This window comes from Pseudomonas sp. B33.4 (genome assembly GCF_034555375.1).
Lineage (GTDB): Bacteria > Pseudomonadota > Gammaproteobacteria > Pseudomonadales > Pseudomonadaceae > Aquipseudomonas.
This window is the reverse complement of sequence record NZ_CP140706.1, coordinates 5,179,173-5,201,217: the sequence shown is the minus strand read 5'-3', so window position 1 is coordinate 5,201,217 and position 22,045 is coordinate 5,179,173. Positions and strand designations below refer to the sequence as shown.

At 59.8% G+C, this 22,045-nt stretch carries 19 protein-coding genes; 9 read left to right on the top strand and 10 right to left on the bottom strand.

Annotation, left to right across the window (positions count from 1 at the left end; genetic code table 11):
- Positions 1–27: 27 nt before the first annotated feature.
- The 5 genes from colR (at position 28) to U6037_RS22870 (ending at position 3,755) form a co-directional block, all read left to right on the top strand.
- Positions 28–699 carry a two-component system response regulator ColR gene (gene colR / locus U6037_RS22890; protein WP_064119015.1) on the top strand — a complete coding sequence of 224 codons (672 nt, stop codon included), beginning with the start codon at positions 28–30 and terminating at the stop codon, positions 697–699.
- Positions 699–1,973 carry a HAMP domain-containing sensor histidine kinase gene (locus U6037_RS22885; RefSeq protein WP_322844629.1) on the top strand — a complete coding sequence of 425 codons (1,275 nt, stop codon included), beginning with the start codon at positions 699–701 and terminating at the stop codon, positions 1,971–1,973. The genes colR and U6037_RS22885 overlap by 1 nt, the downstream gene beginning before the upstream one ends.
- Positions 1,974–2,135: 162 nt before the next feature.
- Positions 2,136–2,804: a class I SAM-dependent methyltransferase gene (locus tag U6037_RS22880; protein WP_322844628.1), complete on the top strand. Its 669-nt coding sequence runs from the start codon at positions 2,136–2,138 to the stop codon at positions 2,802–2,804.
- 4 nt (positions 2,805–2,808) lie between these two features.
- On the top strand, positions 2,809–3,525 hold the full coding sequence (locus U6037_RS22875; RefSeq protein WP_322844627.1) for a lipopolysaccharide kinase InaA family protein: 717 nt from the start codon (positions 2,809–2,811) through the stop codon (positions 3,523–3,525).
- A gap of 2 nt (positions 3,526–3,527) precedes the next feature.
- Positions 3,528–3,755 (top strand): hypothetical protein, encoded by a 228-nt coding sequence (locus U6037_RS22870; protein ID WP_034153490.1) that lies wholly within the window; start codon positions 3,528–3,530, stop codon positions 3,753–3,755.
- A 167-nt stretch (positions 3,756–3,922) separates the two neighbouring features.
- Here the strand turns inward: U6037_RS22870 and U6037_RS22865 are convergent, their stop codons facing one another.
- The 10 genes from U6037_RS22865 to U6037_RS22820 all read right to left on the bottom strand — a co-directional run bounded on the left by U6037_RS22865 (position 3,923) and on the right by U6037_RS22820 (position 17,980).
- Positions 3,923–6,958 carry a multidrug efflux RND transporter permease subunit gene (locus tag U6037_RS22865; RefSeq protein WP_322844626.1) on the bottom strand — a complete coding sequence of 1,012 codons (3,036 nt, stop codon included), beginning with the start codon at positions 6,956–6,958 and terminating at the stop codon, positions 3,923–3,925.
- A 13-nt stretch (positions 6,959–6,971) separates the two neighbouring features.
- The gene (locus U6037_RS22860) at positions 6,972–8,120 is read right to left on the bottom strand and encodes an efflux RND transporter periplasmic adaptor subunit (RefSeq protein ID WP_322844625.1); all 1,149 of its coding nucleotides are present in this window, start codon (positions 8,118–8,120) and stop codon (positions 6,972–6,974) included.
- A 180-nt stretch (positions 8,121–8,300) separates the two neighbouring features.
- Positions 8,301–9,401, bottom strand: coding sequence for a DUF1513 domain-containing protein (locus tag U6037_RS22855; RefSeq protein ID WP_322844624.1), 1,101 nt, complete (start codon positions 9,399–9,401; stop codon positions 8,301–8,303).
- Between the two features lie 14 nt (positions 9,402–9,415).
- On the bottom strand, positions 9,416–10,480 hold the full coding sequence (locus U6037_RS22850) for an imelysin family protein (protein WP_034153486.1): 1,065 nt from the start codon (positions 10,478–10,480) through the stop codon (positions 9,416–9,418).
- 27 nt (positions 10,481–10,507) lie between these two features.
- On the bottom strand, positions 10,508–11,935 hold the full coding sequence (locus tag U6037_RS22845) for a di-heme oxidoredictase family protein (protein ID WP_322844623.1): 1,428 nt from the start codon (positions 11,933–11,935) through the stop codon (positions 10,508–10,510).
- 278 nt (positions 11,936–12,213) lie between these two features.
- Positions 12,214–13,560 carry an imelysin family protein gene (locus tag U6037_RS22840; protein ID WP_007918935.1) on the bottom strand — a complete coding sequence of 449 codons (1,347 nt, stop codon included), beginning with the start codon at positions 13,558–13,560 and terminating at the stop codon, positions 12,214–12,216.
- Between the two features lie 208 nt (positions 13,561–13,768).
- The gene (locus U6037_RS22835; RefSeq protein WP_322844622.1) at positions 13,769–15,820 is read right to left on the bottom strand and encodes a putative bifunctional diguanylate cyclase/phosphodiesterase; all 2,052 of its coding nucleotides are present in this window, start codon (positions 15,818–15,820) and stop codon (positions 13,769–13,771) included.
- Between the two features lie 377 nt (positions 15,821–16,197).
- Complete coding sequence (locus tag U6037_RS22830; RefSeq protein ID WP_007918933.1) at positions 16,198–16,794, bottom strand: superoxide dismutase; 597 nt, start codon at positions 16,792–16,794, stop codon at positions 16,198–16,200.
- A gap of 176 nt (positions 16,795–16,970) precedes the next feature.
- On the bottom strand, positions 16,971–17,573 hold the full coding sequence (locus U6037_RS22825) for a LysE/ArgO family amino acid transporter (protein ID WP_322844621.1): 603 nt from the start codon (positions 17,571–17,573) through the stop codon (positions 16,971–16,973).
- 5 nt (positions 17,574–17,578) lie between these two features.
- On the bottom strand, positions 17,579–17,980 hold the full coding sequence (locus tag U6037_RS22820; RefSeq protein WP_322844620.1) for an ACT domain-containing protein: 402 nt from the start codon (positions 17,978–17,980) through the stop codon (positions 17,579–17,581).
- Positions 17,981–18,076: 96 nt separating this feature from the next.
- Here U6037_RS22820 and U6037_RS22815 point away from each other — a divergent pair, with 96 nt between their 5' ends.
- The 4 genes from U6037_RS22815 (at position 18,077) to U6037_RS22800 (ending at position 22,015) form a co-directional block, all read left to right on the top strand.
- On the top strand, positions 18,077–18,976 hold the full coding sequence (locus tag U6037_RS22815) for a LysR family transcriptional regulator ArgP (RefSeq protein WP_322844619.1): 900 nt from the start codon (positions 18,077–18,079) through the stop codon (positions 18,974–18,976).
- Between the two features lie 96 nt (positions 18,977–19,072).
- The gene (locus tag U6037_RS22810) at positions 19,073–20,065 is read left to right on the top strand and encodes an NAD-dependent epimerase/dehydratase family protein (protein WP_322844618.1); all 993 of its coding nucleotides are present in this window, start codon (positions 19,073–19,075) and stop codon (positions 20,063–20,065) included.
- 116 nt (positions 20,066–20,181) lie between these two features.
- Complete coding sequence (locus tag U6037_RS22805; RefSeq protein ID WP_322844617.1) at positions 20,182–21,036, top strand: ATPase; 855 nt, start codon at positions 20,182–20,184, stop codon at positions 21,034–21,036.
- Positions 21,037–21,166: 130 nt separating this feature from the next.
- Positions 21,167–22,015, top strand: coding sequence for a cache domain-containing protein (locus U6037_RS22800; protein ID WP_322844616.1), 849 nt, complete (start codon positions 21,167–21,169; stop codon positions 22,013–22,015).
- Positions 22,016–22,045 lie beyond the last annotated feature (30 nt).

Here is a 22,045-nt window from a genome sequence, read left to right as displayed (position 1 = left end):
CCGTTACCCCGTACGGAGGAGGTGCCCATGCGAATTCTGCTGGTCGAAGACAACCGCGACATCCTGGCCAATCTGGCTGACTATCTGGGCCTTAAAGGCTATACCGTCGATTGCGCCCAGGACGGTTTGTCGGGGCTGCACCTGGCAGCCACCGAGCATTACGACCTGATCGTCCTGGACATCATGCTGCCCGGGATCGACGGCTACACGCTGTGCAAACGCCTGCGAGAAGATGCCCGCCGCGACACGCCGGTAATCATGCTCACTGCTCGTGATCAGCTCGATGATCGTCTGCAGGGCTTCAAGTCCGGTGCTGACGATTATCTGATCAAGCCATTTGCTTTGTCCGAGCTGGCTGCGCGGGTCGAAGCGGTGATGCGCCGTGCGCAGGGCGGTGGCCGCCGTGCGTTGCAGGTCGCCGATCTGAGCTATGACCTCGACACGCTGGAAGTAACCCGCGACGGCAAACTGCTCAAGCTCAATCCGGTCGGCCTCAAGTTGCTGGCGGTGTTGATGCAGAAAAGTCCGCACGTGTTGCGTCGGGAAATTCTCGAAGAAGCGCTGTGGGGCGATGATTGCCCGGACAGTGACAGCCTGCGCAGCCACGTGCACCAATTGCGTCAGGTGATCGACAAACCGTTCGCCAAGCCACTGCTGCACACTGTGCACGGCGTGGGTTACCGGCTGGCCGATGTGTAATGGAGTTTAAGCAAAGCCTATCCCAGCGGATCATTATTGCTTTTGCGTTGATGAGCGCATTGGTGGCCGGAGCCTTTGCCATGGGCATTGTCGCGACGGTACACCTGGTGGAAGAAAAACTGATTTCGGCGGGGCTGGGCGGCGATCTGCAGCGCCTGCTGTTGATGGACAACGTCTCGGACTGGAGCCATCGTCCGGAACCGGATCAGTTGTTCTATTTCAGCGGTGGACCGGGCGATTTCGAGTTGCCCAAGGATCTGCGTCACCTCGATTCAGGTTTCCATGAAGTGTTTCGCGAGCAGCTGTCGTATCACGCGATGGTCGAAATCGTCGACGGTCGACGTTACGTATTGCTGCAGGATCAAAGCGATTTCGAAGAGCGCGAGCGTGTGCTGTTTGCCGTGGTGCTGGTGGGTTTCGTGCTCAGTCTGGCACTGGCGGTGTTCCTCGGCTGGGTGCTCGCGCGCAAAGTGATGGCGCCGGTGGTACGCCTGGCGCGTCAGGTGCGTCATCGCGATCAACTGCTCGGGCTGGCACCACCGCTGGCTCCGGATTACGCGGCGGACGAAGTCGGCGAATTGGCGGTGGCGTTCGATGCCACGCTGGGGCGTCTGCGCCAGGCGCTGACGCGCGAGCGCTTGTTTACCAGTGATGTCAGCCATGAGTTGCGTACGCCACTGATGGTGTTGGCCAGTTCCTGTGAACTGTTGCTGGAAAACCCGGGGATTGACCAGCGCGGTCGTTCGCAAGTCGAGCGCATTGCCCGCGCGAGTGAAGAGATGCGCGAGCTGGTGCAGACCTTCCTGATGCTGGCGCGCGCTCAGCACGAAGATGCGGGCATGGCGCTTCAGCAGGACCTCTCGCAGGTGGCCGAAAGCCTGTTATGTCTGTGGCGCGGGCCGATCGAGAGCAAGGGGCTGAAGCTGGTCTTTGAGCCCGGCAATCCGTCGGATACTCGTTACAACGCGACCCTGTTGAATGCCGTGATGGGTAACCTGTTGCGTAACGCGCTGCATTACACCGAAAACGGCTTCATTCGCCTGACACTCACTGCCAACGGCTTTGTAGTGGAAGACTCCGGTGTCGGTATTCCGGAAGAAAAGCGCGAAGCCATGTTCGAACCTTTCGTACGTGGCAGTGAAAAGCGCGGTGAAGGTCTGGGACTTGGGCTGTCACTGGTTCAGCGCATCTGCGAGAACCAGGGCTGGACCGTCAGTCTCAGCACGATGGAGCCCAATGGCTGCCGCTTCGAAGTGGATCTGGGCAAAATCTGACGCACGGGGGTGGCTCGATGCTACTCCCTCTCACCTGTCTAAATCCTGTATAACGCTGTAATAATTTGGCTATTTACCGGACATTTTTTTCACAAATGGATGACCTGACGCTGACACGCCTCTCCTTAAGGTGGTGCCATCAGTTATTCAGGAGTCCAAGTGATGGCCGGCCCGATCAAACTCGATTTTTCCGAGAAATACGACGATCAACATGCGCAGAAATACCTGCGCAAGCACAAAGAGAGCCTTGGACGTCGGCTTTCTCACTGGCGTGACGAACAACTGGCCCGCAAGGCGCTGGCGTTGGTCGGTGAGCCAGGGCTGGTGCTGGATCTGCCTTGTGGTGCCGGGCGGTTCTGGCCATTGCTGGGTGAAAAGACCAACCGGGTGATCATTGGCGCGGACAATTCCGAGTCGATGATCAAGACGGCCATGCAGGCGCAACCGGCCGATGTGGTGAAACGGGTACAACCCTTGCACACATCTGCGTTCGACATTGCCTTGCCTGACAACGCCGTCGACAGCATTTTCTGCATGCGTCTGCTCCACCACATCGGTGAAGCCGAGCATCGCCGGGCGATTCTGCGCGAGTTCGAGCGCGTCACCCGTGACAGTGTGATTGTTTCGCTGTGGGTTGACGGTAATTTCAAGGCCTGGAAGCGCGAGCGTGCGGAGAAAAACCGTGACAAGCGCGAGTACCAGAATCGCTTTGTGTTACCGGCCGCTACGGTGGAAAAGGAGTTCGAGGAAGCAGGTTTTCGGATTCAGGAACAACTGGACTTTATTCCGCTCTACGCCATGTGGCGGGTTTACGTATTACGCAAGAGGTAACAGGATGGCAGTGCAATTTGCAGCAGAAGCGGATGTCGCTCCGCAAGATCGCTTTGACTTTTACTGGAACCAGCGTGGCGAGTGGGTGGAAGAACCCAACGTTCGACGCGGCGGGGAAAGTGGCGTGCAAAGGATCGTGGGGCGCGATGGTCAACTGCTGTATGCCAAGCGCCAGACCGGTCATATCTACCGCAGCTGGCTGCACCCTTTCGGCCGTCCTACTGTTCTGCGTGAACTTGACGCGCTGACTGGCGTGAGCAAGCTCGGTGTGCGCGTGCCCGAGATCGTCTTTTGCGGTGCCCAGCCTGATCCGCAACACAAGTGGCGTGCACTTTTGGTCACCAAGTCCCTGGACGGTTTCCAGGAACTGGAACACTGGCTGGCGGCTGCCGGCGGTCGCGATCATTGTGGCGATGTGGTTTACGAGCGTGTGCTCAAGGACCTCGCCGAGAATCTGGCGCGTATGCACAAGGGTCGTTGGCAGCACAGCTGCATCTACATCAAACACGTGTTTGTGCGTGTGACGGGCGAAGGCGAGTCGGCCAAGGTTGAGGTCGCCTTGATCGATCTGGAGAAGTGCCGCCAGCGTCTGACCGCCTATCGCGCCGCCTCCCATGACATGAAGCAATTGCGCCGCCATTCGTCGTTCCGCGACGCGGACTGGAAAAAACTCGTCTACTTTTATGAGACGGCGTTTGGCAGCGCTATCAAAGGTTTATAGCGATGAAACTAGAAATTGCACGAGGTTTGTTTTTGGTTGGAGCCTTGGCAGTTGCGTCATTGGCGGTGGCTGCCTGGGAGCAGCCCCGCATGCAGGTGGTTGGCGCGTCCGTAGACGACGCCCACTGCGCAGTCCCACGGGTGGCAAAAGCCTCCGTGGCGACCAAACCCGATCATGATCTGTTGTTGTTCATGTTCGGACTTTCTCAAGGGATGAGGCCGCAAAGTTGAACCGATTGAAGCCGACATAAAAGGCCTCGCAGTTGCGAGGCCTTTTTTTATGCCCGGAGCAACGCAGATCCCTTGTAGGAGTGAGCCTGCTCGCGATAGCGGTCTGTCAGTTGATAATGATTTGAATGACACACCGCTATCGCGAGCAGGCTCACTCCTACAGGGGGTTATGCGGGTTGTTTGGGCTCGGGTTTCGCCAGCAAGGTGTAAACGCACGGCAGCACAAACAGCGTAAACAACGTGCCAATCGACATCCCTGTGGCAATCACCATGCCGATATCAAAACGGCTGACCGCACCGGCACCTGTGGCCAGAATCAGCGGCACCATGCCAAACACCATCGCCGCTGTGGTCATCAACACCGGCCGCAAGCGAATCGCCGCCGCTTCCTCAACGGCTTCGCGCGCCGTCAGGCCCTTGTCCTTGCGCAACTGGTTGGCGAACTCGACGATCAGGATGCCGTGCTTGCTGATCAGCCCGATCAGCGTCACCAGCCCGACCTGGGTGTAGATGTTCATGCTCGACCAGCCGAGGAACAGCGGAATCAACGCCCCACAGATCGACAAGGGCACCGTCACCAGAATCACCAGCGGATCGCGGAAGCTTTCGAATTGCGCCGCCAGCACCAGAAAGATAATCGCCAGGGCCAAGGCGAACGTTACCCACAACGCGCTGCCCTCCTGGACGAACTGACGTGACGCACCGCCATAGTCAAAGGCGAACCCGGCCGGCGCTTCTTCGCGAGCGATCTGCAAGACCGTGTCGATGGCTTCGCCCATGCTGACCAGCGGGAACCCGGAAATCTTCGCCGCGTTGAGCTGTTGGAACTGGTTGAGCTGACGCGGTCGTGCGCGGTCGCTGACCTTGATCAGCGTCGACAGTGGCAGCAACTCACCCTGAGTGTTTTTCACGTAGTAATTGTTCAACCAGTCCGGATTATCGCGATACGGCCGTTCAACCTGGGCGATGACCTTGTAGCTACGACCTTCAATGGTGAAACGGTTGATTTCCGCCTCACCCAGCAGGGTGGCGAGAGTCCCGCCGAGGTCCTGCATCGACACGCCCATCTGCGCCGCTTTCGCGCGGTCGATATCGACGACGACTTCGGGCTTGTCGAACGCCAGATCGAGATCGACGAAGGCGAACTTGCCCGACTCCATCGCACGTTTCTTGATCCGGTCAGCCACTTGCAACAGCAGTTCATAGTCGTTGGCGGTGTTGACCACGAACTCAAACGGCAGGCCTTCACCGGTGCCGGGCAGGGAGGGCAGGTTGAAACCAAAGATCTGCAAGCCCGGAATGCCTTCCAGTTTGCCTTGCACCTCCGGGAGGATCTGCATCTGCGTGCGACTGCGCTCGTTCCACGGCTTGAGCAGGAAACCGCCGATACCGGCCTGCACACCGTTGTAGCCGTTGATCTGGAACGAGGAGTAGTACTCGGGGAATTCCTTGAAGATCTTGATGAATTCGTCGGTGTAGGTGCTCAGGTAATCAAGGTTGGTTGGCTGCGGCGCAGTGGCCATCATGAAAATGATGCCCTGATCCTCGTCCGGGGCCAGTTCCGACTTGGTGAACTTGAGGAACACCGGGATCAGGCACAGCACGATCACCGCGAACACCAGCACCACCGGGCGTGTGTTCAGCGTGCCGTGCAGCATGCTTTGATAGCGGCGCTTGAGACCATCGAAGATGCGGTCGAGGCGATGCGCCAGGCCACTGGGGTTTTCCTCGTGGCGCAGCAAAAACGCGCACATCATCGGCGACAGGGTCAGTGCGACGATCCCGGAAATCACCACCGCACCGGCCAAGGTCAGCGCAAACTCCTTGAACAGCGCCCCGGTCAGCCCAGTGAGAAAACCGATCGGCGCATACACCGCCGCCAGGGTGATGGTCATCGACACCACGGGCATGGCAATTTCCCTTGCGCCTTCCAGCGCCGCATCAAACGGCGTCTTGCCTTCCTCGATGTGGCGGTGAATGTTTTCCACCACGACAATCGCATCGTCCACCACCAGACCGATCGCCAGCACCATTGCCAGCAGCGTCAGCAGGTTCATCGAGTAGCCCATCATCTGCATGAAGAACATCACGCCGATCATCGACAGCGGAATGGTCACCACCGGGATCACCACCGAACGCAGCGCGCCGAGGAACAGGAACACCACGACGATGACGATCAGCACTGCTTCGAACAGGGTTTTCACGACTTCATCGATCGAAGCCTGGATAAACAGCGTGGCGTCGTAGGCGATCTCGCTCTTGAGGTTCGGCGGCAGTTGCGCTTCCAGCTCCGGCATCAGCTTGCGCACTTCCTTGATCACGTCCAGCGGGTTGGCGCCCGGTGTGGCTTTGATGCCGATGTACACCGACGGCGTGCCGCCGAACGAGCTGATCGAGTCGTAGTTTTCCGCGCCCATTTCCACCCGCGCGACATCACTGAGCAGCACGCGACTGTCGCCGCTGACCTTGAGCGGAATCGCCGCGAAGGCCTCAGCGGATTTCAGTTCGGTGTTGGCGTTGATGCTGGTGACCACGTACTCGCCTTTCACTTCGCCGGCGGCGGAGAGGAAGTTGTACTGGCGCACGGCGTTGGTCACATCGCTGGCGCTGAGGCCAAAACCGGCGAGTTTCACCGGGTCGAGCCACAGGCGCATGGCGAACACCTGATTGCCGAGAATCTCCGCCTCGGCCATGCCCGGCAGGGTCGCGAGCTTTGGCTGGATCACCCGTGACAGATAGTCGGTGATCTGCGGGTTGCTCAAATCCTTGCTGAAGAAACTGATGTACATCAGCGCCGAGGCATCGGCGGACTCCTTGCTCAGCACCGGGTCTTCGGCGTCCTGCGGCAGCTTGTTCTTCACCTCGTTGGCCTTGGCCAGCAACTCGGTGAACAAACGGTCGGTGTTGGAGCCGATGCGCGCGTAGATCGAAATCACCGAGAAGTTCTGCCGACTGACCGAGGTCATGTAGTCGATGCCCTCGGCGCTGGCCAGACTTTGCTGCATCGGCTGGGTGATGTAGCCCTGAATGGTTTCGGCGTTGGCCCCGGGATAAGCGGTGGTCACCGTGATCAGGGCGTTTTCCATTTGCGGGTATTGGCGCAGCGGCAACTTGCTCCAGGCCTGGAAACCCAGCAGCACAATCAACAGGCTGACCACAGTGGCGAGCACCGGGCGGCGGATGAACGGATCAGTAAAAGCCATGGGGATTCCTTGATCAGTCGGCGCGAGGCGGACTGTTCTGCTCGCCGAGGGTCTTGTCGTCGCTGATGGCAATGTGGGCGCCGTTGTCCAGTTTGATCTGGCCAGCCGTCACCACTTGTTCGCCGCTCTGCACGCCCTTGTTGATCATCACCAGGCCATCGCGGCGTTCACCGGTTTCGATGAAGCGGCGTTCGGCGATCAGCACCGGTTGGCCCTTGTCATCCTTTTCGAGGCTGCCGTCCTCGGCTTTCTTCTGCCCGACCACGTAGATCGAGTTGCCGTACAGGGTATAGGTGATCGCGCTCTCCGGCACGACGATGTGTTTTTGCGGATCGGGCAGCAGCACTTCGAGGCTGGTAAACATGCCCGGCAGCAGTTTGCCGTCGGGATTGGCCAGGGTGGCGCGGATCAGAATGTTGCGCGTAGTGCTTTCGACGATCGGGTTGATCGCGCTGATCTTGCCGGCGAAGTTTTGCCCGGGGTAAGCGGAGACCGAGATTTGCACCGGTTGACCGATGGCCAGTTTCGGCACCGATTGCTCGGGCAGGTAGAAGTCGGCGTAGAGACTGCTCAAATCCTGCAAGGTGGCGATTTTGCTGCCGCTGGCGAGGTAGTCGCCGACGTCGACCTGACGGATGCCGATGGTGCCGCTGAACGGCGCGAGAATGCGTTTTTTCGCCAGCGAAGCGTTGAGCTGATTGACCGTGGCCTTGTTCTTTTGCAGCACGGCGGAGAGGCGGTCGTATTCGCCTTTGGAGATGGCACGGCTGTCGACCAGTTGCGCGCCACGGCCGAAGTCCAGTTGCGCCAGGCCCAGATCAGCCTTGGCGGTTTCCAGCAGGGCGGTTTCGACGGCGCTGTCGAGTTGCAGCAACGGTTGCCCGGCCTTGACCTTCTGCCCGGACTCGAACTTGAGTTCAGTGACGGTGCCGGCGACTTCCAGGCTCAGCTCGACACCTTGCAGCGCCTTGAGAGAGCCGACGGTGGGCAAACGCATCTGCCACGGCTGCTCGGTGGCGTTGGCCACGGCGACGCTGATCGGCGGTTTCGGCTTGGAAAAGCCCTGGATCATCGTATAGATCGAAAAGGCTTTGTACCCGCCCAGCACCAGGACGATCAGCAAGACAACACCCAACATGATCAGCATGCGGCGACGCAGCATATTTCCAGTTCCTTGGATAAATCAGGTGAGACAGGCGGGCACATTACTCCGAGTACAGGGGGGATTCCAACTGACAGTTCTTACAGGGGGGGCAAAAAGATCGCAGCCTGCGGCAGCTCCTACAGGGGAATGCATTCCAAATGTAGGAGCTGCCGCAGGCTGCGATCTTTTAAGGCTGTTTTACGCCATCAGATGAAGATGGTTGTCCCAGAGCCCCGCCGGCAATTCCAGCGGTTTGGCCAGCAGCTCATCCTGACGGCAATCGTAGTAACGGCAACGCCCTTGCCCGGAGGTCACGACAAAACCGTCCTTCACCGCACCCACACCGGCGCAATCTGGTAACGGCGCATCGAGGCGTACTTCACCGCTGTCCAGATCCCAGATAAAGAAGCGGTTGCCACGCGGCGCCGTCAGCGCAACCAGACGCAAGTCGCTGTGCACGGCAACGCTGGCGGTGTAATGCCCCATCGACTGCAACTGATGCTCCGGCACCGGGAACGCCACGAACGGCTGCCCCGGACGCTTGATTGCCAGCAACTCCGAGCGCTCATGCGAGGCGCCCATAAACTGTTGGCCGGCAACGATGGTGCCGTCGCTGGCGATGCCCAGATGGCGCACGCTGTTCATCTGCTGGGCGAGGGTTTCCTTGCTCAGCAGGGTGCCGTCACGTTGCATCAAGACCAGGCTTGGCTCCATGGCGTTGAGGTTCATATCGACGCGGCTTTCCGCCTCGGTACGAATCCCGCCATTGGCCACCACCAGCGTCTCGCCATCGGGCATCCACGACACCTGATGCGGGCCGAGGCCATGAGTGGAAATCTCGCCGCTGTGCACCAGCCGCTCGCCTTCGAACCTGTACACGCCGAGCAAGCCGCGACCCGGATCGGTGGTGTCGTTCTCGGTGGCGTACAGGTATTCGCCGTCCTTGTGCACCACGGCGTGGCCGTAGAAGTGCCGGTTCGGCTGCGAGCTCACCGTCTGCAGTAACTGACCGTCGCGCAGGTCGATCAGGTAACTCTCGGTGCCCGGACGCCGCGCGACGAACAGCGCAATCGGCTGCGTCGGGTGATTGATGATGTCGTGGCAACGCTGGCCGACTTGCGTGGCGAACACCCGCGTGCCGTCCAGCCGATAACCGACGGCGTAGTGCTTGCCGTCGGTGTCGTCGCGCGCTGACAGCAACAGCGGGCTCTGATCCTTGCGTTTGAACAGCGTCCAGCCGCCCAGCGTCACTGCTCCCAGCAGTGCACTACCTAAAGTCAGAACCTGACGTCGCAGCATGGCACTTGCCCTCATCAGTCACCGTCGTTGGCGTTGAAGCCCAGTTGGATGCCCAGCGCCTTGGCCAGTTCGCCTTCGTGCAGGCGATGGACGACGTTGAGGCTGTCGTAGATATCGTTGAGTTGCTGACGACCGGCGTCGTCTTCAAGCATTTCGCCGAGCGAACGCTGGGTGCTGTCGAACAGTTTCAGCGACGCGGCGTAAGCGGCATCGATCTTGTCGGCCAGTGGCTTTTGCTCAGCCGGCAACAGACCGCGCAGGCCTTTGTTGTCTACGCCTTCCCATACGGTTTTGGCGGCGGCGAGGCTGGCTTCAAGTGCAGTCAGCGAAGACTGGCTGCGCCATGCATCGGCCTGGAACGGCTGTGGTACGCCCTTGCTCTGGCGGCCCATTGGCGTGCCGAGTTTTTTCTTCAGGGTGTCCAGCGCGGTGACTTGCACACGCAACAGATCGGCGATCGCTTCGTGGGAGTCGGCATAGCGCTGGTTGGGGAACTTGGTCATCTGCGCGAGCATGCCGTCGGTGTTGTTCCAGTTCTGCAGAATCTCTTCGGCCAGCTGCTTCTGACGCTCGCCGATGGCGATCAGCAGCGGGCAATACTTGGCTTTCTGCTCGGCGTTGGCCACGTCAGGCTTGGCGTCGAACAGGATGTATTCGTAAGCCGACAGGCCTTGCACCACGACGCTCGATTTGGCCAGTGCGGCGGCATCGATCTGCGGCTGCGCGATAACCAGTTGCTCGACCTGACGGCCGACGAGGTTCTTCTTGTCCGGCCAGAACTGCACCTGCCACGAACGGTTGCCCTCGGCCAACGGACCGATCAGCAGCGGTTGCAGCTCGGCCCAGGCCTTCTGCGCGTGGAGGAAGTCGGCGCGGGCGGTTTCCAGGGTTTCTTTACCCTGGCAGTAGGCGAGGGCGCTGACGGCCAGTTGCTTGTCGGCCTCGACCCAGCGGGTGTAGGTCGGCAGGATCACCGATTTGGCGATGGCCGCCGAGGTGACCGCTTGCGGATCCTGCGGCGAGCAGGCGCCGAGGGCGAGCGCGGCAAGGCTGGTGAACAGTAGCTTGGGACGGAACATGTCGGGCTCCCGATTCTTTATCAGTGTTTAAAGTGAGTTCAAAAACGCCAGCAGCGCGGCACGCTGCTCGGCATTGAAAGACAAAACCTGTTGCTGCGCGGCTTTAGCTTCGCCGCCATGCCAGAGCACCGCTTCGAGCAGATTGCGCGCGCGACCGTCATGCAAAAACTGGGTGTGGCCACTGACCGCTTGCGTCAGGCCAATCCCCCACAACGGCGGCGTGCGCCAGTCGCGGCCGGAGGCCTGGAATTCCGTGCGGTTATCGGCCAGACCGTCGCCCATGTCATGCAGCAGCAGATCGCTGTACGGGCGAATCACTTGATTGGCCAGTTCAGGTTCGGCGGCGTTGGCGGCGGTGGTGTATTTCGGTGTGTGGCAGGAATCGCAGCCAGCCTGGAAGAACAGGTTCTTGCCAGTGATGACCTCTGCATCGTTAACGTCACGGCGCGCAGGTACGGCGAGGTTGCGGCTGTAGAACAGCACCAGACGCAGGATGTTATCGCTGACTTCCGGTTCGCCGTTCGGGCCATTGCCGTTCGGTGCCTGTTTGCAGGCGGTTTGTGCATCGGTGCAGTCATCAAAGGGTCTCAGGCTGGTCGTGAGGCCCATATCACCCGAAAACGCGTGAACATTCTGTTGATTCAGGTTCGGTTGCCCGGCTTTCCAGCCAAATCGGCCCATGACGGTTTTTTGCAGCGCGTCATCCCAGACCTGATTGGGCCGGCCATGGATGCCGTTTTTCGCTTTGGCTTGCGCAGCGGCGTTGGCGAGGATGGCCTCTTCGGGGATGGCTTCAAGCAGGCCCAGACCGATCATTGGCGGGGCAACGCGGGCTGAGAAACGCGTGTCCGGGTGCATTGGGCCATAGCCGAGTTGAGTGATCTGCAACAGCGGTTTGCGCAGTTCGACTTCGGTGCCGTCCTTGAAACGAATCGGCACCGGCGTGTAATCAACGCGCACCTTGCCTTCGGGGGCGACGCCGGGCACGGCCATGTCCTGGAACTGGCCGCCGTATACCGGCTCCGGCACCACGCCGACCTGTTCGATGAGCCGGGCATATTCCGGCGCGTCGGGAATCGACAACCTGACCAGCATCGACACCGCGTTGGCGGCATCCGGCGTCGGCGGATGACCGCGGCCATCCTTGATGTGGCAGTTCTGGCAGGCGTTGGTGTTGAACAAGGGGCCGAGGCCATCGCGCGCCGTGGTGGTCGACGGCGCAATCACCCACGGGCTGCGAAAGAAGCTGTTGCCGACACTGAAATCGACCCGTCGCGAGGGCGGCAGGTTGGCCGAGGGCAGGGAGAACGCGTTCTGATCGGTCTTGCGCACGGTCGCTGCACCGCCGGAACGCGCTTCACCAGGCTCGGCCTTGGTGAAACGCGGGGCGTCATCGCAGGCACTCAGGCCCAGGGCCAGCAACAGTGCGGACAAGCGAAGAGGCAGCGAGGGCATCAGACATCCTGCGGACGGGCAAAATTAAAGGCGCAAAGTCTAACAGGGCGAGGGGGTTTGAATAAGAGGAATTATCGTTTGCTTGATACAGCGCTAGCCAAGAGTTCATGCAAAACCCCTGTAGGAGTGAGCCTGCTCGCGATAGCGTAATGTCAGCCAACTAATTTCGGGCTGACCCACCGCTATCGCGAGCAGGCTCACTCCTACAAAGGGCCGTGTACGGCTCATATGAAAAAGGCGACCCTAAGGTCGCCTTTTTTTGGCGCAGACGCGGTTGATCAGAACTCGTGATCAGCGTTGTCCGGGTTCAGGTCGCTGATGCCCAGTTTGCCGGCAGCGGCTTCGATCGAACCGGTCTGCTTGACCAGGGAAGCGATGGCGTCGCGAACGATCTGGTTGCCAGCGGTGTTACCGGCGGCGATCAACTGGTCGTAGTGCTCACCCTTGTTGGCGTGATCGACCATGACCTGGATCTTGGCTTCGGTGGCAGCCAGATCGGCTTTCAGCGCGGTGTCGGCAGCCGGGTCGGCCTTGGCCACCAGCGACGACAGGCTGGCGCCGGTCATTTTGGTGCCGTCAACACGGGTGTACTCGCCCAGGTAAACGTTACGAATGCCTTTGGCATCGTAGAAGTGCGAGTTGTGGGTGTTGTCGCTGAAGCAATCCTGCTCGTCTTCAGGGGAGTTGGCTTCCAGGGAAACCTTCATGCGCTCGCCCGCCAGTTCACCCAGCGACAGGCTGCCCATGCCGAAGAGCATTTTGCGCAGACCGGTTTCGCCCGGCTCGGCTTCCAGGGTGGCGCGGTAGTTGTCAGCCACGTTAGGCTTCCAGTTACCGACCATTTCTTCGAGGTCGCTGACCAGCAGTTGGGTCACGGATTTCAGGTAGGCACGACGACGATCGTTGTGACCGCCAGTGGCGCCGGCGCCTTCCAGGTAGTCCGACGCAGGACGGTTGCCAGCGCCAGGGCCGGTGCCGTTCAGATCCTGGCCCCAGAGCAGGAATTCGATGGCGTGGTAGCCGGTGGCGACGTTGGCTTCGGAACCGCCCAGCTCGTTGAGGCTGGCGAGTTTTTCCGGGGTGATGTCTTTGACGTCGACCTTGTCTTCGCCGACCTGAACTTCGGTGTTGGCGATGATGTTGGCGGTAGCGCCCGGGTTACCCAGTGCGTGCTCGTAGGATTTGTCGACGTAGTCGATCAGACCCTCGTCCAGTGGCCAGGCGTTAACCTGACCTTCCCAATCGTCGATGATGGTGTTGCCGAAGCGGAACACTTCGCTCTGCAGGTACGGAACGCGCGCGGCGACCCAGGCAGCCTTGGCGGCTTTCAGGGTGTCTGCGTTCGGCTTGGCGAGGAAAGCATCGACGGCGGTTTGCAGGGTTTTCGCGGTGGATTCGGCATCGCTGTAAACGGCGAAGACCATGTCGGCGTAGTGCGCAACCACAGCCTTGGCGGCGGCTTCGTCGACTTTACCGGCAGCAGCAGGCGCCGCCGCTGGTGCGGTGGTGCTGGCGGCTGGCGTCGGTGCGGCCGGAGCGGCAGCCTTGTCTTTGCCTTCGCCGCAACCGGCGAGGGAAATAGCGATGGCCAGCAGACTGGCGGTAGCCAGAGGCATACGAATCATGGCGAACATCCTGCTTCGATAGTTGAGTGGACTCGCGCTGGGGGTGCGCAAAACTGCGACATAATGCAAATCTTTCGCATTATGTGTAAAGGGTTGTGGCTGGAAATATTTCTTATTTACGCAGATCAAAAGATCGCAGCCTGCGGCAGCTCCTACAGGGGGAACGCATTCCAAATGTAGGAGCTGCCGCAGGCTGCGATCTTTGCTTTTATAAAATAACCGCGTTACTGCGCTGCGCCTGCTTGAGATAGGCACTCAACTCGCGGGCCGGCAGCGGTTTGCTGTAGTGGTAACCCTGACCCTCGTGGCAGCCTTCGGAGATGATGTAGGTCTCCTGCTCAGCCGTTTCCACGCCCTCGGCAATCACCTGCATGCCGAGGCTCTTGCCCAACTGAATGATCGCGCGAACGATGGTCGCATCGTCGTCGTCATCGAGCAGATCCTGCACAAAGCTCTTGTCGATCTTGATCTTGTCCAGCGGCAGGCTTTTCAGATAGCTCAGGGATGAATAGCCGGTGCCGAAGTCATCGATGGCGATCAGTGCGCCGGAGCGACGCAGGCTGAGCAAATGTTGGGCGGCGGTGCTGATGTCTTCCATCAGGCCGGTTTCGGTGACTTCCAGTTCCAGGCTGCGCGGTGGCAGGCGATACATCTGCAGCAGGTTGTTGACCACCCGCGGCAACTCGGCGTGGTGCAATTGCACGGTGGACAGGTTCACTGCCATGCGCAGGTCGGCGAAACCCTGATCGTGCCATTCGCGCAATTGCTTGCAGGCCTGATCGAGCACCCATTCGCCAATGGCGATGATCGTGCCGTTCTGCTCGGCCAGCGGAATGAACAGGTCCGGCGGCACCAGACCGTGTTCCGGATGCTGCCAGCGAATCAGTGCTTCGACGCCGACCACGCGGTGATCGCGATAGCTGATCTGCGGCTGGTAGACGAGGTAGAACTGATCGCGCAGCAAGGCGTCGCGCAGGTCTTTTTCCAGTTCGCGGCGGCGACGCATCTCGCTGTCGACGCTGGCGATGTAGAACTGATAGCGGTTGCGCGAACGGGTCTTGGCCAGCGTCATGGTCTGCTCGGCCTTCTGCAACAGCTTCTCGGTGCTGTCGCCGTCCTCGGGGAACAGGGTGATGCCGATGGTCGCGCGCAGGCGGATTTCCTGATGGTCGAGGGCAAACGCCGCTTCCAGATCATCGAGAATGCTTTGCGCCAGCTCCGCTGCTTCGTAAGGTTGTTCGATATCCGCTTGTACCAGTGCGAACTGGTCGCCGCCGAGGCGGGCGAGGGCGCCGAGGCGGCCGCTGTGGGCACGCAGGCGGTCGGCCAGGGCCAGCAACAATTGATCGCCGGTCTGGTAGCTGAACTGCTCGTTGATGCCTTTGAAATCATCCAGCCCCACGCACAACACCGCGACCCGGCGTTGCAGCTTGCCGGCGTCGACCAGAATCTTGTCCAGTTGCTGCTGTAATTGCTGGCGATTCGGCAGGCCGGTGAGGAAGTCGTACTGGGCCATACGCAGCAGGCTGTTTTCCGCTTCGTGGCGCAGATGGGTGTTGCGCTCGATTGATTCGAGCAACTGGTTGGCAGTGTTGATCCAGATCCCCAGTTCGTTTTTCTCATGGCCCTTGAGCTGCGGAATCTTGTGCTCACTGGGACGATCCGGGTTGATCTCGGTGAGATGTTCGATAATCCGCGACAGTGGTTTGGTCAGCAGCCAGTGATAGACCAGATACAGCACCAGGCCCATGGCCAGTGCACGCAACACGCCGGAAATGAAAATGATCACCGAACTGACGATAAACCCCTCGCCATAGGTGGCGGTGTCGAGGGTGATGCTCAGGTCGCCGTAATATTCGCTGTACGGCCCACGTCCCACCAGTTGGGTGGTGAAGGTGCGTTCCTGGCCGAGGATCAGGTCGGTCAGCCAGCGACTGTTGGAATGCTGCAGGTCGCGGGATTTCTGCGCGAGCATGGCTTCGTTGGGATGGCCGATGGAGGCCTGACGCACGGCATCATCCTGGAACAGGCCTTCGATCACCTGCATGCCCATCTCCCGATCGAGGCTGTAAACGGCCTGGGTCGAGGGATCGCGGAACATGTCGAGGATGCGTTCGGCGTCGCCAGCCACCGCCTGACGGGTTTTGTAGGCATCGAAAACAATCTGCGCGCAGCTCAAGACTACGCCGACGATCAATGCCGACAGGAGCACGACCCGGAGCAACTTCACCGACAAGCTGTTCTTGAGTTCCAGCTTCAAAGGTTTATTCCTTGTTCCGTGCGGGTAGCGTCAAGTTGCCATGAGTATTGGCAATCCCGTGTTGGCAGTCAAAGGGACAATCAGGCCCGGGATGATTTGCCCGTGGCCTTGGCCGAAATGCGGCTGTCTGGAGTATTAGCCCTATTTGTACTATGTCGGTAGTTTCGACCCGCAACTTGAGCGGTTCGGCACAATTTTTCGCCTGATTTGATGTTAGCCCGCTGTGGCACGGCAGCAAGCAGCGGCAGACGGCTTTCATCGTGAGAGAAACGCCATTCTTATGTAGGCGCTGCCGAAGGCACGTTCAGCGTGGGAACGATCATCAAACGCCCACAAAAAAACCCGGCAATAGCCGGGTTTTTTGACTGGCGCGCAGCTTAAGCGGTGAAGGTTTTACCTTCGAACTGCTCAGCAACGAACTTCCAGTTGACCAGGTTCCAGAACGCTTCGACATATTTAGGACGAACGTTGCGGTAGTCGATGTAGTAAGCGTGTTCCCAGACGTCGCAGGTCAGCAGCGGGGTGTCGCCGCTGGTCAGCGGGTTGCCGGCGCCGATGGTGCTGGCCAGAGCCAGGGAGCCGTCAGCCTTTTTCACCAGCCAGCCCCAGCCGGAACCGAAGGTGCCGATCGAGGTTTTGCTGAACTCTTCCTTGAACTTGTCGAACGAACCGAAAGCAGCGTTGATGGCTTCAGCCAGCGCGCCGGTTGGTTGACCGCCGGCGTTTGGCGCCAGGCAGTTCCAGTAGAAAGTGTGGTTCCAGACCTGAGCGGCGTTGTTGAAGATACCGCCCGAGGAAGTCTTGACGATTTCTTCCAGGGTCTTGCCTTCGAACTCGGTGCCTGGCACCAGGTTGTTCAGGTTCACGACGTAGGTGTTGTGGTGCTTGTCGTGGTGGTATTCCAGGGTTTCCTTGGAAATGTGCGGCTGCAGGGCATCGTGTGCGTAAGGCAGCGGCGGCAATTCGAAAGCCATGATGATTCTCCTAATCAGGTCTGTTGCGGTGAGCGCAAGGCCGATCACGGGCGGCCAGAAATGCACCGGCGAGTTTTTACTCTTTGCGGCGCAGGGTTTCGATCATAGCACCCGGGTTGCGCCATAACCACGCAACAACTGTGTGGGATAGAGGTTCCAGAGCCTTTTGGAATAAATCAGCTCGCGAGAATTAACTGCCCCGCAACCGTGAACATCATCAGCGCTACCACCAGATCGAGAATCCGCCAGGTACTCGGGCGTGCCAACCAGGGCGCGAGCCATGCCGCACCCAGCGCCAGCGTAAAAAACCACAACAGCGAAGCACTCGCAGCACCGACCACATAAGCGCCCGGCACCGATTGCTGCGCGCCGAGAGAGCCGATCAGCAACACCGTATCCAGATAAACGTGCGGGTTGAGCAGCGTCACCGCCAAGGCACTGAGCATCACCGCGCGCAGCGAACGTACGGTCTGGTTTTCGCCTTGATCCATGCTCTGTTTCGAACAGGCCCGGCGCAATGCCTGACTGCCGTACCAGATCAGAAAGGTCGCGCCGCCCCAACGGGCAATCGCCAGCAGCGTCGGGTTCTGCGCGAGAATCGTCGCCAGGCCGAATACCCCGGCCGCCACCAACAGCGCGTCACAGACCACGCACAACGCCGCCACGGGCAAATGGTGTTCGCGGCGCAAGCTCTGCGCCAGTACAAACGCGTTTTGCGTGCCGATCGCCATGATCAGGCCGAACGCCACCAGCAGGCCGTTCATATAGCTTTGCCACATAAGATCTACTCCGCGTTGGCTGCGAGATCGCGCAACACTTGCATGGCGCGGTCGGCGTCGGCCTGGCCGACAAGCAAATGGTCGTGGTAATAACCTGCGATCACGTTGCAACTGATCCCGGCCTTGCCCAGTGCTGTGGCAAACGCGGCGGTGAGGCCGACCGCTTCCAGCGCCGAATGCACGTTCAAGGTGATCCACGCGGCGATGTAATCGAAACTGAAACCGGCCTGTTCGGCGCGGGCACGTTCGACAATCACGGTCAAACCTTCCTGTTCACGGAAGCTGCCGATGATTTCCACACCGCTCGGCAACTGACCGTCACGCAGGGTGCAGAACACGTATTCGCCGGCGTTGAGTTGCGGGCTCATGCTGCGTAACAGGGTCGTCAGTGAGGTTTCGCCAGCCATTGCAGTGTTCCTTGATCAAGAGTGCTTGCTGGCTATTCTCCGGGCGAAACCTGTATAAGAAAAACCAATAGTGCTGATCGCTCATTAGGAAAACTGATGTTCGACTACAAATTGCTTTCCGCTCTGGCCGCCGTGGTCGAGCAGGCCGGCTTCGAACGGGCCGCGCAAGTATTGGGCTTGTCGCAATCGGCGATCTCGCAGCGGATCAAACTGCTCGAAGCGCGGGTCGGCCAGCCGGTGCTGATTCGCGGCACGCCGCCATCGCCGACCGAGATTGGCCGGCGCCTGCTCAACCATGTGCAGCAGGTGCGTTTGCTTGAACGCGACTTGCAAACTCTGGTGCCGGCCTTGGATGAAGAGGGTTTGCCGGAGCGTCTGCGCATTGCGTTGAATGCCGACAGCCTCGCCACGTGGTGGGCCGAAGCGGTTGGCGATTTTTGTGCCGAGCAACATTTATTGCTTGATCTGGTGGTCGAGGACCAGACAGTCGGCCTCAAACGCATGCGCGCCGGTGAAGTGGCCGGGTGCCTTTGTGCCAGTGAACGACCGGTCGCGGGTGCGCGCAGTGTGTTGCTGGGGGCGATGCGTTATCGCGCGCTGGCCAGCCCGGCGTTCATCGAACGGCATTTTCCCGACGGCGTACGCGCCGAACAACTGCCGCGTACCCCAGCATTGGTGTTCGGCCCGGATGATTTCCTCCAGCATCGCTATCTCGCCGCGCTGGGCGTCGATGGTGGATTCGAACACCATTTATGCCCGTCCTCGGAAGGTTTTATCCGCCTGACCGAAGCCGGGCTCGGCTGGGGGCTGGTGCCGGAACTGCAAGTGCGCGAGCAGTTGCAGCGCGGGGTGCTGCGCGAACTGTTGCCAGATAAACCGATCGACGTGCCGTTGTACTGGCATCATTGGCGCAATGGCGGTCAGCTGCTGGGCTTGCTGACCGAGCAATTGGTGCGTTCATCGGCGCAATGGCTAGTGCCTTTAAAACAGCCATAAGCGTCAAGCTGCAAGCGGCAAGTTGTGGGCTTGCGCACCGTTTTTACTTGCAGCTGGAGGCTTGATGCTTGCAGCTGCTTTTTGTTGGAGTTTTGCATGAAAATTTTGGTCACCGGCGCAAGCGGCTTCATTGGCGGACGCTTTGCGCGTTTCGCTCTGGAGCAGGGCCTGGACGTGCGGGTCAACGGTCGCCGGGCCGAAAGCGTCGAGCATCTGGTGCGCCGGGGTGCCGAGTTTGTGCCCGGCGATCTGACCGATCCCGACCTGGTCCGCGAACTGTGTTCGGATGTGGAAGCGGTGGTGCACTGCGCCGGTGCCGTTGGACTGTGGGGTCGCTATCAGGACTTCCATCAGGGCAACGTGCAGGTCACCGAGAACGTCGTCGAAGCCTGCCTTAAGCAGCGCGTCCGCCGTTTGGTGCATCTGTCGTCGCCATCGATCTATTTCGATGGTCGCGATCACTTCAATCTGACCGAAGAGCAAGTGCCCAAGCGCTTCAAGCATCACTACGCCGCGACCAAGTATCTGGCCGAACAAAAGGTTTTCGGTGCACAGGAATTCGGCCTGGAAACCATCGCCCTGCGCCCGCGTTTCGTCACTGGTGCTGGCGACATGAGCATCTTCCCGCGTCTGCTCAACATGCAGCGCAAGGGCCGCCTGGCGATCATCGGCAACGGCCTGAACAAGGTCGATTTTACCAGTGTGCACAACCTCAACGAAGCGCTGCTCAGCAGTTTGCTGGCGGCAGGCTCTGCACTGGGCAAAGCCTACAACATCAGTAATGGCGCGCCGGTGCCGCTGTGGGATGTGGTCAATTATGTGATGCGCAAGATGGAAGTGCCGCAGGTCACCAAGTACCGTTCCTATGGTCTGGCCTACAGCGTCGCGGCGCTCAACGAAGGCGCGTGCAAGCTTTGGCCGGGGCGTCCGGAGCCAACTCTGTCGCGTCTGGGCATGCAGGTCATGAAAAAAAATTTCACCCTCGACATCAGTCGCGCCCGGCATTATCTGGACTACGATCCGAAAGTCAGCCTGTGGTCGGCGCTGGATGAGTTCTGCAGTTGGTGGAAAGCTCAGGACATTCGTTGAAACGATTCGGCCGGGCGGCAATGAACCGTGTCGCCGCTCGGGGGTCAATCCCTGCGGCTGCGGCGGTTATACTTCGCAGCATTTAGCCATCACCGCGTTTCACAAAGGTTGCCTCAATGTCCATGCGTAATGATGCCCACGACGATTTCGATGATGTCCCGAGCCTGCGGGCCGACGCCTTCGACGACGATGACATTCCGACCACTGCGCGCACCTCCGTACACTCGCGCACGCCGCCGGTGGTCAAGGTCAAGGCCGCGAGTACGGGGCCGTTGTGGGCCTTGGTTGGCGCACTGTTCTTTGCCTTCGTCGGTCTCGCCTGGTGGAGCTTTCAGCAGATCTCGCTGATGGAGCAGCAATTGGTCGCGACCCAGGAAAGCTTTGCGCGGATCAGCGAAGAAGCGGCCGGGCGCTTGCAGGACATTTCCGGCAAAGTCGTCGCCAGTCAGTCCAACGTCACCAGCGACAGCGAAGCCCTGAAGCTGCAAATCAAACAGCTCGAAGGCAAGCTGCTCGATCAGAGCAAACAGCAGCAAGGCGTCGCGGGGCAGGCCAGTGATCTGGACAAGCGTCTGGCACAGATGACCGCGCAGACCACCGAACAGCAGAACGCCAATACCCAGTTGCAGGCGCAGGTCAAAGCCTTGACTGCGGAACTGGCAACGGTGAAAAGCACGCCGGCCGACACCAGCAAGGTCGACGCGCAGTTGAAAGCCTTCGATGCGCAATTCAAAAGCCTTGGCGCCGATATCGCTGCATTGAAGAAGCAGGGCAACCCGAGTGCGGCGATCGATCGACTTGAGCAGGAAATTGTCGTGCTCAAAAGCGAACAGGACAATCGCCCGGCGGCTCCTCAGGGTGGCGGCAATACCGCTGAGTTCGATGCCTTCCGTGGCCAGATGACCCGCAACATCAATACGCTGCAGGCACAGATCCAGAACCTGCAGCAGCAAATCAATGCCCGCCCGTAAAGCCTGAGCAAGGGTGGTGAGGCTGGCCTCACCACCCAATCCGCGAAACGTTCAGAAACTTCCTGAATATCCATACATGACCCCAAGCCGTCTACGCTCTTGAAACACCAACAAGAACGGGGGATGCGCTATGGGGTTTTTGCATAAAGTGGCCTGGTTGGGCGTGATGTTACTGGCCGGTTTCGGCCAGGCCAGCGCCGCCACTGCCGCCAAGGATGACAGTCAGGCCGCCATCGCTTTGCTGGAAAAAGCCCTGGCCTATTACCACGACAATGGCGACAAGGCGTTCGCCGCGTTCAGCCGTCAGGGCGAGTTTGTCGACAAGGATCGCTATGTATTCGTGGTCGATACCAAGGGCGTGATGCTTGCCAGTGGCGGGCCTTCATCGGCGTTGATCGGTCGTGACGTCAGTGAAGTACTCGGCCCGGATTTGCAGAAGGCGTTCAAGGAAGCGTTGCTGGTGCCCGAGGGCAATGGCATTCAGCAAGCCGAGTACCGTTGGCAGAACCAGACTGACGGCAAGGTCGAGCGCAAGCATGTGTATTACCAGCGCATCGGCCAGCGGATTCTGGCGGTGGGTTACTACTTGCCGCGAGCGTCCGCCGAGCAGGCCAAAGCCTTGCTCGATAAAGCCGCTGCCGATTTAGGCAAGGACGAGAAGGGCACGCTGACCGCGATCAACTCGCTCAAGGGCGGCTACTTGCAGGATGACTTGTACGTATTTGTGGTCGATCTGAATACCCAGCGTTATGTCGCCCACGGCACCAACCTGCGCTTGATCAATACCGACTTCGGCAAGGTCAAGGACCCGGAAGGCAAACCAGTGGGCGAGCCGATTCTGGCGCTGATCGGCAAGCAGGATGAGGGTGAATATGAATACCGCTGGAAAAACCCGGTGACCGGCAAGGTCGAGGACAAGCATGCCTACCTGAAGAAGGCCGGGCATTTCCTCGTTGCAGTCGGTTACTACAGCCCTTGAAGATCAAAAGATCGCAGCCTTCGGCAGCTC

Bases quoted from the DNA above. Each gene is read 5' to 3' on its own strand.
- U6037_RS22865 (WP_322844626.1), bottom strand. From the start codon at position 6,958: ATGGCTTTTACTGATCCGTTCATCCGCCGCCCGGTGCTCGCCACTGTG.
- U6037_RS22805 (WP_322844617.1), top strand. From the start codon at position 20,182: ATGTCCATGCGTAATGATGCCCACGACGATTTCGATGATGTCCCGAGC.
- colR (WP_064119015.1), top strand. From the start codon at position 28: ATGCGAATTCTGCTGGTCGAAGACAACCGCGACATCCTGGCCAATCTG.
- U6037_RS22850 (WP_034153486.1), bottom strand. From the start codon at position 10,480: ATGTTCCGTCCCAAGCTACTGTTCACCAGCCTTGCCGCGCTCGCCCTC.
- U6037_RS22820 (WP_322844620.1), bottom strand. From the start codon at position 17,980: ATGGCTGGCGAAACCTCACTGACGACCCTGTTACGCAGCATGAGCCCG.
- U6037_RS22855 (WP_322844624.1), bottom strand. From the start codon at position 9,401: ATGCTGCGACGTCAGGTTCTGACTTTAGGTAGTGCACTGCTGGGAGCA.
- U6037_RS22800 (WP_322844616.1), top strand. From the start codon at position 21,167: ATGGGGTTTTTGCATAAAGTGGCCTGGTTGGGCGTGATGTTACTGGCC.
- U6037_RS22875 (WP_322844627.1), top strand. From the start codon at position 2,809: ATGGCAGTGCAATTTGCAGCAGAAGCGGATGTCGCTCCGCAAGATCGC.
- U6037_RS22815 (WP_322844619.1), top strand. From the start codon at position 18,077: ATGTTCGACTACAAATTGCTTTCCGCTCTGGCCGCCGTGGTCGAGCAG.
- U6037_RS22880 (WP_322844628.1), top strand. From the start codon at position 2,136: ATGGCCGGCCCGATCAAACTCGATTTTTCCGAGAAATACGACGATCAA.
- U6037_RS22840 (WP_007918935.1), bottom strand. From the start codon at position 13,560: ATGATTCGTATGCCTCTGGCTACCGCCAGTCTGCTGGCCATCGCTATT.
- U6037_RS22885 (WP_322844629.1), top strand. From the start codon at position 699: ATGGAGTTTAAGCAAAGCCTATCCCAGCGGATCATTATTGCTTTTGCG.
- U6037_RS22870 (WP_034153490.1), top strand. From the start codon at position 3,528: ATGAAACTAGAAATTGCACGAGGTTTGTTTTTGGTTGGAGCCTTGGCA.
- U6037_RS22830 (WP_007918933.1), bottom strand. From the start codon at position 16,794: ATGGCTTTCGAATTGCCGCCGCTGCCTTACGCACACGATGCCCTGCAG.
- U6037_RS22845 (WP_322844623.1), bottom strand. From the start codon at position 11,935: ATGCCCTCGCTGCCTCTTCGCTTGTCCGCACTGTTGCTGGCCCTGGGC.
- U6037_RS22860 (WP_322844625.1), bottom strand. From the start codon at position 8,120: ATGCTGCGTCGCCGCATGCTGATCATGTTGGGTGTTGTCTTGCTGATC.
- U6037_RS22810 (WP_322844618.1), top strand. From the start codon at position 19,073: ATGAAAATTTTGGTCACCGGCGCAAGCGGCTTCATTGGCGGACGCTTT.
- U6037_RS22825 (WP_322844621.1), bottom strand. From the start codon at position 17,573: ATGTGGCAAAGCTATATGAACGGCCTGCTGGTGGCGTTCGGCCTGATC.